At 64.8% G+C, this 11849-nt stretch carries 13 protein-coding genes; 6 read left to right on the forward strand and 7 right to left on the reverse strand.

The features are described from left to right. Positions 1–81: 81 nt before the first annotated feature. Genes Q0105_RS13360 through rfbF form a run of 7 tightly spaced genes read right to left on the reverse strand, consistent with a single transcriptional unit; the run spans position 82 to position 5813 of the window. The gene (locus Q0105_RS13360; RefSeq protein ID WP_298212579.1) at positions 82–861 is read right to left on the reverse strand and encodes a cephalosporin hydroxylase family protein; all 780 of its coding nucleotides are present in this window, start codon (positions 859–861) and stop codon (positions 82–84) included. After that, positions 858–1676 carry an NAD(P)-dependent oxidoreductase gene (locus Q0105_RS13365; protein WP_298212581.1) on the reverse strand — a complete coding sequence of 273 codons (819 nt, stop codon included), beginning with the start codon at positions 1674–1676 and terminating at the stop codon, positions 858–860. The genes Q0105_RS13360 and Q0105_RS13365 overlap by 4 nt, the downstream gene beginning before the upstream one ends. A 17-nt stretch (positions 1677–1693) precedes the next feature. Next, complete coding sequence (locus Q0105_RS13370) at positions 1694–2182, reverse strand: acyltransferase (RefSeq protein ID WP_298212583.1); 489 nt, start codon at positions 2180–2182, stop codon at positions 1694–1696. Continuing rightward, the gene (locus Q0105_RS13375; protein ID WP_298212585.1) at positions 2183–3424 is read right to left on the reverse strand and encodes a class I SAM-dependent methyltransferase; all 1242 of its coding nucleotides are present in this window, start codon (positions 3422–3424) and stop codon (positions 2183–2185) included. Further along, entirely contained in the window at positions 3421–3981 is a 561-nt protein-coding gene (locus tag Q0105_RS13380) for a dTDP-4-dehydrorhamnose 3,5-epimerase family protein (RefSeq protein ID WP_298212587.1), read from the reverse strand. The genes Q0105_RS13375 and Q0105_RS13380 overlap by 4 nt, the downstream gene beginning before the upstream one ends. Then, positions 3978–5036 carry a CDP-glucose 4,6-dehydratase gene (gene rfbG, locus Q0105_RS13385; RefSeq protein ID WP_298212589.1) on the reverse strand — a complete coding sequence of 353 codons (1059 nt, stop codon included), beginning with the start codon at positions 5034–5036 and terminating at the stop codon, positions 3978–3980. Before rfbG ends, Q0105_RS13380 begins: the two co-directional genes overlap by 4 nt. A 6-nt stretch (positions 5037–5042) precedes the next feature. Then, positions 5043–5813, reverse strand: a complete 771-nt coding sequence (gene rfbF / locus Q0105_RS13390; RefSeq protein WP_298212590.1) for a glucose-1-phosphate cytidylyltransferase — start codon at positions 5811–5813, stop codon at positions 5043–5045. 253 nt (positions 5814–6066) lie between these two features. Here rfbF and motA point away from each other — a divergent pair, with 253 nt between their 5' ends. The 6 genes from motA to Q0105_RS13420 form a co-directional block, all read left to right on the forward strand. Continuing rightward, on the forward strand, positions 6067–6927 hold the full coding sequence (gene motA / locus Q0105_RS13395) for a flagellar motor stator protein MotA (protein WP_298212592.1): 861 nt from the start codon (positions 6067–6069) through the stop codon (positions 6925–6927). 33 nt (positions 6928–6960) lie between these two features. Next, complete coding sequence (gene motB, locus Q0105_RS13400; RefSeq protein ID WP_298212594.1) at positions 6961–7893, forward strand: flagellar motor protein MotB; 933 nt, start codon at positions 6961–6963, stop codon at positions 7891–7893. Positions 7894–7965: 72 nt separating this feature from the next. After that, positions 7966–8352: a chemotaxis response regulator CheY gene (cheY, locus tag Q0105_RS13405; RefSeq protein WP_015015821.1), complete on the forward strand. Its 387-nt coding sequence runs from the start codon at positions 7966–7968 to the stop codon at positions 8350–8352. A gap of 4 nt (positions 8353–8356) precedes the next feature. Further along, positions 8357–8980: a protein phosphatase CheZ gene (locus Q0105_RS13410; RefSeq protein ID WP_298212596.1), complete on the forward strand. Its 624-nt coding sequence runs from the start codon at positions 8357–8359 to the stop codon at positions 8978–8980. 232 nt (positions 8981–9212) lie between these two features. Beyond that, a complete protein-coding gene (locus Q0105_RS13415) occupies positions 9213–10367 on the forward strand; it encodes an EscU/YscU/HrcU family type III secretion system export apparatus switch protein (protein WP_298212598.1) in 1155 nt (384 codons plus the stop codon). Next, the coding region (locus Q0105_RS13420) for a flagellar biosynthesis protein FlhA (RefSeq protein ID WP_298212600.1) at positions 10364–11849 on the forward strand (1486 nt) is incomplete at its 3' end. The genes Q0105_RS13415 and Q0105_RS13420, both read left to right, overlap by 4 nt.

The raw sequence follows: 11849 nt of genomic DNA on the forward strand, positions 1-11849 counted from the left end.
ATTGTGCTATCGATGGCCTCAGATATCAATACCTGTGGAGCAATCCCCTTTTTTAATCAAACTCTTAGACAACCCCCAGCATCACCCCTTGCGGCGCAGAAACCCGTGTGGCGCCACCGTCACCTGCAGGCGCTGCTCCATCTCGGTATCGATCTCAAACTCGGCATGCTCCGCCAGCCATTGGTGCACAGCCGTCTTGGGGTTGTTGCCCACGTCCCAAGGGCGGTCGGCAAAAAACTTCGGCGGCATGTCTTGCACAAAGGTGTCGAACACCACGCAGTAGCTGCCGGAGGTGACGAGCGGCGCGTAGGCGTTCAGCTCGCCCAGCACATGGTCGTGGGTGTGCATGGAATCGAGGCACACCAGCACGCGTTGGTAGCCCTTCGCAAATTCGCGCACCTGCTGCACCACGTCCGGCGCAATCGCCGAACCCTGGATCATTGCGATGCGGCTGGCCATGGGGTGGGATTCGATGGCGGCGCGGTTGTGCGCGCGGATGTCGATGTCCACGCCCAGCACCTTGCGGCGGGAGGCACGTGGGTCCAGCGTGGTACCCGCCTCGATGGCGTCGCTCATGTCGAGCAGGGCCAGCAGCGAGGCGCTGAGCACCAGCGAGCCGCCGTGGGCAATGCCGGTTTCAATGATGAGGTCGGGCCGCACGCGCCACACCAGCTCCTGCATGGCCACCATGTCCTGCGGGTACTGAATGATGGGGCGGCCCATCCAGTCGAAGTTGTACACGTACTGCCGCTGCATCGAGGCCTGCAGCCAGTCGCGCGACAGGGTCTGGAACGCGGTGTCCTGGGCATAACCCGCGAGGCGGTCGTGGCGTTCCTGGGCGAATTGGTCAACGGGGTTCATGGCGGGGTTACTCCAGCGGTTTCGTCATTCAATACCAGCAAATCGTCGTCAAACAGGGGCCGGGGCGTTACGCCCCACTCGCCATGCAGCCGCGACACGGCAATCGGCGCAAACGGCTGCAACGGTGCACCGGGCTGCACCCGCACCGCACAGCCCGTGCGTTGCTGCAGCCAGGAAAGCCACTCGCCATGCGTGGTCTGGCGGCCGCTGGCCAGGTTGTACACCGCAAAGCGGCCTTGCAAGGCGATGCGCGGCAGCCAGTCCAGCACGTCGGCCACCCGTACATAGTCCTTGGCGGAACGGGGGTCGGAGCGCAGCACCACCTGGCCCTGGCGCGCCTGGTGCAGCAGGTCCGCCACCAGATTGCCCGATGCCGCGTCCATGCCAGGCCCCACCACGTTCGACAAACGCGCCACGCGCACCCCAGCGCGGCCGCTGGCGTGGCACAGGGATTCGCCGGTGAGCTTGGTCAGGTTGTACAGGTACGAGGCGTCGCCCGGCAGCACGCTCAGCGGCGCGTCTTCTTCGGTGTTGACCGCTCCCATGTAGACGCGCGTGGACGACAGGTACAGCAGCGTATCGAACCGCGCGCGCCGCAGCACCTCAGCCAACAGCCCCACATGGGCGTCCACGGTGTCGAACGGGCGCGTGCGAAAGTCGGCTGTGAGCCCCACGCAATAGATCACATGGCCCAGCGGCCGGGTGAACACCTCGGCATCGCCGCGCACAGGCGCCCACACCGTGTGGCCCTGGGTGCGCAGGTGTGCCACCAGGCGGCTGCCGATGTAGCCCGAGGCGCCCAGCACGGTAAACATAGAAGGCGGCGCTCCGGTCACCGGCGCTCCCCCACGGCGGCCAGCGGTTGCCCGGCGTACACGGTGTAGGCCAGCAACTCGCCCCGCACGATGGAGCCCGCGCCCACCACGCAGCCGCGCCGCAGCACGGCGCCGTCCAGCAGCACGCAGTTGGCGCCGATCCACACGTCGTCCTCGATCACGATGCCACCCTTGCTTGGCAAAAAGCCCTGCTCGCGGATCAGCCGGTCGCGCTCGGCATAGGCGTGGTTGACCGGCGCAAAGGTGCAATTGGCGGCAATGGCCACATGGTTGCCGATGCGGATTCCGTTGCCGGTATAGAGCACGCAGCCCGCGTTGATGACCACATGCTCGCCCACCAGCAGGTCGCCGCTGCCGCCTGCAGGTTTGACCTTGACGAAACTGTCGATCACCGAATGTGCACCCACCACGATGCGGGTGCCGCGCACCGAGTCTTCAATGTCCGCCAGGCGCGAGACCTTGGCGGTAGCGTGCAGTTCAATCACCTAGAACACCTCCAGCCGCGGCACGGCCACCACCATTTGCGCCCCCCAGTTGCGCGTGTAGTCGAGCTGGTCGGCCACCTCGCTGCGCAGGTTCCAGGGCAGGATCAGGATGCGCTCGGGCCGGTGCGCTCGCAAATGCGCCTCACCCACCACGGGGATGCGGCTGCCGGGCAGGTACTGGCCTTGTTTGGCGGGGTTCTTGTCCACCACGTAGGGCAGCAGGTCGGGCCGCACTCCGGCGAAATTGAGCAGGGTGTTGCCCTTGGCAGCGGCCCCGTAAGCCCCCACGGAGACACGATCGGCCTGGCACTGCAATAAAAATGTGAGCAGCTCGCTCTTTACCCGTATGGCCTGGGCCTGGAAATCGCTATAAAAACCTGCACCCAACATCCCGGCAGCGGCCTCTTGGGCCAGCACCTGCTGCACGCGGGCAGCGCCTTCAATGGTGGCCTGCGGGTGGTTCACGGCATCGGCCCGGCCCGCAAATACGCGCAGGCTGCCGCCGTGGGTGGGCAGCTCCTGCACGTCGATCACCACCAGGCCGTTGGCCGCAAAGATGCGCTGTACGGCCGTGAGCGACAGATAGGAATAGTGCTCGTGGTAGGCCGTGTCGAACTGGCAGCCCTGCACCATGCGCAGCAGGTGCGGAAACTCGAACGTAGCCACCCCGTGGGGCTTGAGCAGGCGGGTGAAGCCGCCCACGAAGTCGTTGATGTCGGGCACATGGGCCAGCACGTTGTTGGCAGCCATCAGATCAGCCTGACGGCCGGCCTGGGCCAACTCGTCGGCCAGGGCCACGCCAAAGAAGCGCTCGACCACATCGATGCCTTTGGCGCGGGCAGCGGCCGCCGTGCTGGCCGTGGGCTCCACGCCATAGCAAGGGATGCCCGCCGCCTGCACATACTGCAGCAGGTAGCCGTCATTCGACGCCACCTCGACCACGCAGCTTGCGGGCGTGAGCGACAGGCGCTCGCGCATTGCCTGCACATAGGCCTGGGCATGCGCGAGCCAGGACGAGGAGAACGAACTGAAATACGCGTAATCGTCGGTGAACAACGCCTCGCGCCCGGCGTGGTCTTCGGTCTGCACCAGCCAGCAGGTCTGGCAGACCAAGAGGCGCAGCGGGAACCAGACTTCGGGCGCGCGCAGGGCAGCCTCGCTCAGGTAGGCGTTGGACGGAGGGGCGCTGCCCAGGTCCAAAAAGGGCAGTTGCAGCGGGCTGCCGCAGTGTCGGCACTTCACAGGCGCACTCCTTCGAATTCGTCGGTCAGCCAGGGCTGGCCCGCATCGCGCGGCGACAGCCCGCCCGGCGGCAGCGGCCAGGCAATGGCCAGGCGCGGGTCCAGCGGGTGCAGGCCCGCCTCCGCCGCCGGGGCATAGGCCGCCGAGTGGCAATACAGCAACTCGGCGCCGTCGGTCAGCGCCTGGAAGCCATGGGCAAAACCGGGCGGGATGAGCAGCGCGTTGCCGTTGTCAGCGGACAGGTGCTCGGCATGCCATTGCAAAAAGGTGGGCGAGCCCTGGCGCAGGTCCACGGCCACATCCCAGGCCTCGCCGCGCAGGCAGCTCACGAGCTTCATCTCGGCATGCGGCGGGCGCTGGTAGTGCATGCCGCGCACAGCGCCTTTTTTCGCGGTGTGGCTGTGATTGATCTGGGCGATGGGCGCCGCCCAGCCCGCTGCGGCCAGTTCCTCAGCGCAGAACAGGCGTGCAAAGAATCCGCGCTCGTCCACCAGGGGCTGGCGCTGCACGCGCCATAAACCCGCCAGGGGCAGCGGCACCAGGGCCAGGCGGCTCATGAGCGCGCCTCCCAGGCGTCGATGTCGGCCAGACACAGCGTGCGAGCATCGGCGCCGCCGTGTTGTTGGCGGTACCAGTTCATGGTGCGGGCCACCGCCGTGCTCAGCGCCCAGTGCGGGGCCACGCCCAGCGCCTGGCGGGCGTGCGCAGTCTCTAGCGCCAGCCAACCCGCCTCATGCAGTTTTTCACTATCTTTTTCATAGCTTGTTGCGCTTGATGGATAATCACTGGATGCCAATTCGACCACATTTTTCACCGTGGCAGCCTCGTGTGGCAACGGGCCAAAATTGTAGGCACCGGCCAGCGCGGGAGACGCCCACAGCCGCTCGGCCAGGCGCAGGTAGGCGGCCAGTGGCTCCAGCACATGCTGCCAGGGGCGCGTGGCCTCAGGGCGGCGGATGTGCAGGGTCTGGCCCGCCGCCCAGGCGCGCACGGCGTCGGGCAAAAGGCGGTCTTGCGCCCAGTCGCCGCCGCCGATCACGTTGCCCGCGCGGGCGGTGGCCACGGCCATGCCCTGCGCGGCCAGAAAAGAGTCGCGATAGCTGGCCGTGACCAGCTCTGCAGCGGCCTTGCTGGCGCTGTAGGGGTCATGCCCACCCAGCGGATCATCTTCGCGGTAGGGGTAAGCCCATTCGCGGTTGCGATAAACCTTGTCGGTGGTAACCACCACAGCCACGCGCACGTCGGCCAGGCCGCGCAGGGCATCAAGCAGATGCGCCGTGCCCATGACGTTGGTGGCAAAGGTGTCCACCGGCGCGGCGTAACCGGGCCGCACCAGCGCCTGGGCGGCCAGGTGCAGCACCACCTCGGGCCGGGCGGCGCGCACGCGCATGGCCAGCGCCTGGGCGCTGCGGATGTCGCAGAAATGGTTCTCAATGCCTGAGCCCACCTGGGCCAAGGTGAACAAGTTGGGGTCGGTGGCGGGCGGCAATGCCACGCCGGTGACCTGCGCACCCAGACGCTGCAGCCACAAAGCCAGCCAGGCGCCCTTGAAGCCGGTGTGGCCGGTGAGCAACACGCGCTTGCCGCGCCAGAAGTCGGGATCAGGGCGCATCGTGGCCTACCAGCATTTCCAGGGCGCGCGGCCCGATTGCCACAGATCTTCGAGCAGGTTCTTCTCGCGCAGCGTGTCCATGGGCTGCCAAAAACCCGTGTGCTCAAAGGCGCGCAGCTGGCCGCTGGCGGCCAGGCGGGCCATGGGCTCCAGCTCCCAACTGGTAGCGTCGCCATCGATGAGGTCGATCACCTCAGGTTGCAGCACAAAGAAACCGCCGTTGATCCAGCCGCCATCGCCGCGCGGTTTTTCCTCGAACCCGGCCACGGTGTCTCCGTTGCGCACGAGGGCACCGTAGCGGCCGGGGGGCTGCACGGCCGTCACCGTGGCCTGGCGGCCATGGGCGCGGTGGAAAGCGAATTGGGCTGCCATATCAAGATCGGCCACGCCGTCGCCGTAGGTAAAACAAAAGGGCTCGCCTGCGGGCAAATACTCCTGCACCCGGCGTAGGCGCCCGCCAGTCATGGTGCTTTCACCGGTGTCCACCAGCGTCACGCGCCAGGGTTCGGCGTGGCGGTGGTGCACTTCCATGCGGTTGTTGGCCATGTCGAAGGTCACATCCGACATGTGCAGGAAGTAGTTGGCGAAGTACTCCTTGATCACGTAGCCGCGGTAGCCCAGGCAGATGATGAAGTCGTTGACGCCATGGGCGGCGTACATCTTCATGATGTGCCAAAGAATGGGCCGCCCCCCGATCTCGATCATGGGCTTGGGACGCAGATGCGACTCTTCAGAGATGCGGGTTCCCAGCCCCCCCGCGAGCAGTACGGCTTTCATGCCCGCAGCATAGTGCAGCCCCCGCGCGGCCAAAAGGGCCTGTCGGCGCCGAAACACAGCCTAAATGCGGCGATTGCCGGTGCGGCTGTTACACCATTTCCAAGAGAAGCGCCGCTTTGGCGCCTCTCTTGGGCCATTTGGCGCTCAGCAATCCGATACATTTACAGTAACCTTCGGTAAACCTTTTTTGGTGGTGGTTCGGCCCGAACCGCTGTTTTGTTCCCGCAACGCCGCCGCCCAACACGTCTAAAGCATGTTCGTCATCATCGGTTACGTTGTCTGCCTAGGCTGCATCTTCGGTGTGTACATCGTGCACGGCGGGAACATCAGCGTGATTCTCAAGGCCCTGCCCTTCGAGATCATCACCATCCTGGGGGGCGCCCTGGGCGCTTTTGTGGTGAACAACCAGCCCAAGGTGATCAAGGCCACCCTGGCAGCTCTCCCTATGGCGCTCAAGGGCTCCAAGTACACCAAGGAGCGCTACATGGAGCTGATGGCCATGCTCTATGACATCCTGCAGAAAGCCCGCAAGGAAGGGCTGATGGCGATCGAAAAGGATGTCGAGACGCCCCACGAATCCGAAATTTTCAAAAAATACCCCACCGTGGGCAGCGACCACCATGTGATCGAGTTCACCACCGATTACCTGCGGATGATGGTGTCGGGCAACCTGAACTCGCACGAGATCGAGGCGCTGATGGACAGCGAAATCGACACCCACCACCAGGAGGCACACGCCCCCGTGGCCGCACTGGCCCGCCTGGCGGGCGCCCTGCCCGCCTTCGGCATCGTGGCCGCCGTGCTGGGCGTGGTGAACACCATGGGCTCGGTGGGCCAGCCGCCGTCGGTGCTGGGCGGCATGATCGGCTCGGCGCTGGTGGGTACCTTCCTCGGGATTTTGCTGGCCTACGGTGTGGTCGAGCCCCTCGGTGGCCTGGTCGAACAAAAGACCGAGGATGCCTCCAAGGAGCTGTTGTGCATCAAGTCCACCCTGCTGGCCAGCATGCAGGGCTACAACCCCGCCACGGCCATTGAGTTTGGCCGCAAGGTGCTTTTCTCCGACGTCCGCCCAAGCTTCACCGAGCTGGAGGGGCATGTGAAGGGCAAGAAGTAGCAGCGACGGCAGCGCCGCCGCTTACGCAACGCCATGGCAGAAAAGAAACTCCAGCCCATCATCATCAAGCGCATCAAGAAAGGCGGCCATGCGGTACATGGCGGCGCCTGGAAGATCGCGTATGCCGACTTCGTGACGGCGATGATGGCGTTCTTCTTGCTGATGTGGTTGCTGGGCTCCACGGCCAAGGGCGAGCTGCAGGGGATTGCGGCGTATTTCGCCTCGCCGCTCAAGGTGGCGATGGCTGGCGGCGACGGCGCGGGCAACAGCTCCAGCGTGATCCCCGGCGGGGGGAACGACCTGGCCAAGGTGCATGGCCAGGTGCGCCGATCCGATGTGGACGAGGCCAAACAGCGCCGCATGAGCATTGACGCCGCCAAAGCCGAGCGCGCCAAGCAGGACCGGGACCGCATCAAGGCGCTCGAAGCCAAGATCGACGCGCTCATCACCGAAAACCCGCGCCTGAATGAGTACAAATCGCAGATCCGCATCGACATCACGCCCGACGGCCTGCAGATCCAGATCATCGACGACAAGAACCGCCCCATGTTCGACAGCGGCAGCGCGTTGGTAAAACCCTACATGCGCGACATCCTGCGCGAGATCGGCGCCGCGCTTGGGGGCGTGGAAAACCGCATCAGCCTGGCGGGCCACACCGACGCCGTGCCCTATGGCAACAGCGATCGGGGCTACAGCAACTGGGAGCTGTCGGCCGACCGCGCCAACGCCTCACGCCGCGAATTGGTCTCGGCCGGCATGCCAGACGCTAAACTGGGCCGTGTGGTGGGCTTGGCGGCCAGCGATCTGCTGGAGCCAGACAACCCGCGCGCACCCGCCAACCGGCGCATCACCATCACGGTGTTGACCCGCGAAGCCGAAGAACGTCTCATGGGCAAGGGGATCCCCGAAATCACTTCCACTGAACTGTTGAATGAAAAGCGGGAAAATCCCCCCCCAAGCAGGTGACGGTTACGACTTGTCACAAAACCTGCTGCCCATGACAATACTTATAGATACTTCCGACCGAAAGGGTCCCACGTGACCACAGCCCTTCGTTTCCTCATCGTTGACGACTTCTCCACCATGCGACGCATCGTGCGCAACCTGCTCAAGGAAAGCGGGTTCTCCGATGCTGACGAGGCCGAGGATGGCGTAGCCGCGCTCAACAAGCTGCGCAACAGCAAGTTCGACTTCGTGGTCACCGACATCAACATGCCGAACATGAACGGCTTCCAGTTGCTGGCCGAAATCAAGAAGGACGACAAGCTCAAACACCTGCCCGTCCTGATGGTGACCGCCGAGGCCCGAAAGGAAGACATCGTCGCCGCCGCCCAAGGGGGCGCAGCGGGCTACATCGTCAAGCCCTTCACCAAGGCAACACTCGAAGAAAAAGTGACCTTGATCCTGAAAAAGATGGGGTTATGACACCATGGACGCCACTCCGGACCACAACAGCCAACAGCCTGCCGAAGTCCACCAGAAGATCGGCCTGCTGACCCGTCAGCTACACGACTCGCTCAACGAGCTGGGCTACGCCGACAAGCTGCGCGGCTCGATGGGCGAGCTGCCCGATGCGCAAAGCCGCCTGTCGTACATCGCCCGCCTGACCGGCGAGGCGGCCGAAAAGGTGCTCAACCGCGTAGAGCAGGCCAAGGCCCAACACGACTTCATCGCCGCGGAAACCCGGCGCGTAGTGGCCTCTCTGGTCAAAGACCCGGTAGCCGCCGTGGCCAAGGGGGAAATCATGAATTTCCTGAACGATGTGGAGCGGGTGACCAAAGAAGCCGACACGCACCTCACCGAGATCATGATGGCCCAGGATTTCCACGACCTCACCGGCCAGGTGATTGCGCGTGTGGTGAACCTGGCCGCCAACATCGAGGAGCAGCTGGTGCAGTTGCTCATCCAGACCGCCCCGCCCAACGCCCAGGTACAGGCAGCCGACACCAAGCCCGCCCACCTGCAAGGCCCCGTGGTGGACCCGGAGAACACGCCCGACGTGGTCACCGACCAGTCCCAAGTGGACGACCTGCTGGCCAGCCTCGGGTTTTAACGCCCTCTCCAGCCTTTTGTCAGTCAAAATGGGCTCTAGCGCTTATACAACAAGCGCTGGCAGCTATCATTTTTGATATTCCACCCGGATATTGAGCACCGTCTTCCGGGCTCGTCCACGCCAGCAAGGCCGCTGCGTGCGGTAGCGAAAAGAGGGGGCTGCAGCCCCCTTATCCACCTTTAGATTTCCAGGTCGCTCACGACAATGGCATGACACCAGCCGTCATGCCATCATGGAATCCAGCCAAGAAAAAAGCCTCCCCGCGTCAGAGCGCAAGCTGCAAAAAGCGCGCGAAGACGGACAAGGGGCTCGCTCGCGCGATCTGTCGCACCTGGCCATCCTGGGTGCGGGCGCGGCCTGCATGCTGCTGCTGGCCCCCCTGCTCATGGACCACATGCAGCACGCCATGAGCCAGCAACTGGCATTCAATGCCGCCACCGTGATGGCACCCGGCACCATGCTCAAGCGCCTCTCGGACATGGTAGGCGTGGGCTTGGTCGCCAGCCTGGTTTTCGCCGTTTTGACCAGCGGCGCGGCCCTGATCAGCGCGATCGGCGCTGGCGGCTGGATCTTCAGCGCAAAGCCCATCACACCGCAGTTCAACCGGCTGAACCCCCTCTCGGGCCTGGCCAACCTTTTCTCCAAGCAGCAGATGGCCAACGTGGCCAAGATGGTGCTGATGAGCGGCATCCTGGCCTACGTGGCCTGGAAGTTCCTTGGCAACAGCATCGACACGGTGGCCATGCTGGTGCTGCAACCCTCGCCCCTGGCCATCCGACAGATCGGCGACTGGCTTACCTCGGGCGTGGGCCTGTTGCTGCTCGTCGTGTTCCTGGCTGCGCTGGTGGACGTGCCCCTGCAGGCTTACTTCTTCAAGGCGCGGCTGAAGATGTCGCACGAAGAGGTGAAGCAGGAACACAAGGAATCGGACGGCAACCCGCACCTCAAGGGCCGCATCCGCCAAAAGCAGCGCGAGATCGCCGAACGCGCCAGCGTCGCCGCCGTGCCCAAGGCCGACTTCGTGGTCATGAACCCCACCCACTATGCCGTGGCCCTCAAATACGACGAAAAAACCATGAGTGCCCCCCAGGTCATTTCGCGCGGCACCGACCTCATCGCCATGAAGATCCGCGACGTCGCCCGCGAGCACAACATCCCGGTGCTGCAGTCGCCCATGCTGGCCCGCGCGCTGTATGCGCACGCCGAGCTGGACCAGGCCATCCCCGCCACGCTCTACACCGCCGTGGCCCAGGTGCTGGCCTATGTGTACCGCCTCAAGGCCGCGCTGCGCGGCGAAGGCCGCATGCCCGACAGCTTGGTGGAGCCCCATGTTCCGCCTGAACTCGATCCGCTGAACCGCAACCCCGTGCAAGGCGCCGCCGTATGAACACCTCCGTAAAGTCCTTGCAGCAGTGGGCGGGAGCCAACGCCAGCGGCCTTCAGGGGCTGTCGGCGCCCCTGTTGGTGGTGGCCATCCTGGCGCTCATGGTGCTGCCCATCCCGCCGTGGATGCTTGACGCCTTCTTCACGCTCAACATCGCGGTGGCGCTGATGGTGATGATGGTGGCGGCCTACATGCTGCGCCCGCTGGATTTCGCCGCCTTTCCCTCGGTGCTGCTGCTGACCACGCTGATGCGCCTGTCGCTCAACGTGGCCTCCACCCGCGTGGTGCTGCTGGAGGGCCACACCGGCCCCGGCGCTGCGGGTGCGGTGATCGAGGCCTTCGGCCACTTCCTGATCGGCGGCAACTTCGCAGTGGGCCTGATCGTGTTCGCCATCCTGGTAGTGATCAACTTCGTGGTGGTGACCAAGGGCGCCGAGCGCATTGCCGAGGTGTCGGCCCGCTTCACGCTGGACGCCATGCCAGGCAAACAGATGGCGGTGGACGCCGACCTGAACGCGGGCCTCATCGACGAAAAAGAAGCCAAGCGCCGCCGTGCCGAGGTGTCGGAAGAAGCCAACTTCTTCGGCTCCATGGACGGTGCCTCCAAGTTCGTGCGCGGCGATGCCGTTGCCGGCATCCTGATCCTGTTGATCAACATCATCGGCGGCTTCGCCATCGGCGTGCTGCAGCACGACCTCTCGGCCAAGCAGGCCGCCGACAGCTACATCCTGCTGGCCATTGGCGATGCGCTGGTGGCACAGATCCCCGGCCTGCTGATTTCGGTGGCCGCGGCCATGGTGATCTCGCGCGTGGGCAAGGACCACGACATGGGCCGCCAGATCGTGCAGCAGCTCTTCATGTCGCCCCGTGTACTGGGCGTGACGGCTGGCATCCTGGTGCTGCTGGGGCTGATCCCCGGCATGCCGCACCTGGTGTTTCTCACCATGGGCGCCCTGCTGGGCTACGGCGCCTGGATGATGTACGAGCGCCAGAAAGTGCCCGAAGAAGTTGAAGCGCCCCCGCCTCCCGCCAGCGATGGCGAAGCCACCTGGGACGATCTGCAACCCGTGGACCTGCTCGGCCTGGAGCTGGGCTACCGCCTCATCAGCCTGGTGGACAAGAGCCGCCAGGGCGATCTGCTCACCCGCATCAAAGGCGTGCGCCGCAAGTTCGCGCAAGAGGTGGGTTTTCTGCCCCCTGCCGTGCATGTGCGCGACAACCTCGAACTGAAGCCCAGCGGCTACCGCATCACCCTGCGCGGTGTGGTCGTGGGCGAAGGTGAAGCCTTCCCCGGCATGTTCCTGGCCATCAACCCCGGTGGCATCACCACCCCGCTGATCGGCACGCCCACCACCGACCCCGCGTTCGGCCTGCCAGCACACTGGATCGACGAGCGGCAGAAGGAAGCCGCACAAATGGCTGGTTTTACGGTCGTTGATTCCGAAACCGTGATGGCCACCCATTTGTCACACTTGATGCAAGTGC

Origin of the sequence: Acidovorax sp. (assembly GCF_027492855.1) — a bacterium.
Taxonomy (GTDB): domain Bacteria; phylum Pseudomonadota; class Gammaproteobacteria; order Burkholderiales; family Burkholderiaceae_C; genus Acidovorax.

Coding starts and splice junctions, on each gene's coding strand:
- Q0105_RS13380 (WP_298212587.1), bottom strand. CDS start 3,981: ATGAGCCGCCTGGCCCTGGTGCCGCTGCCCCTGGCGGGTTTATGGCGC.
- Q0105_RS13360 (WP_298212579.1), bottom strand. CDS start 861: ATGAACCCCGTTGACCAATTCGCCCAGGAACGCCACGACCGCCTCGCG.
- rfbF (WP_298212590.1), bottom strand. CDS start 5,813: ATGAAAGCCGTACTGCTCGCGGGGGGGCTGGGAACCCGCATCTCTGAA.
- rfbG (WP_298212589.1), bottom strand. CDS start 5,036: ATGCGCCCTGATCCCGACTTCTGGCGCGGCAAGCGCGTGTTGCTCACC.
- motA (WP_298212592.1), top strand. CDS start 6,067: ATGTTCGTCATCATCGGTTACGTTGTCTGCCTAGGCTGCATCTTCGGT.
- Q0105_RS13415 (WP_298212598.1), top strand. CDS start 9,213: ATGGAATCCAGCCAAGAAAAAAGCCTCCCCGCGTCAGAGCGCAAGCTG.
- Q0105_RS13365 (WP_298212581.1), bottom strand. CDS start 1,676: ATGTTTACCGTGCTGGGCGCCTCGGGCTACATCGGCAGCCGCCTGGTG.
- Q0105_RS13410 (WP_298212596.1), top strand. CDS start 8,357: ATGGACGCCACTCCGGACCACAACAGCCAACAGCCTGCCGAAGTCCAC.
- motB (WP_298212594.1), top strand. CDS start 6,961: ATGGCAGAAAAGAAACTCCAGCCCATCATCATCAAGCGCATCAAGAAA.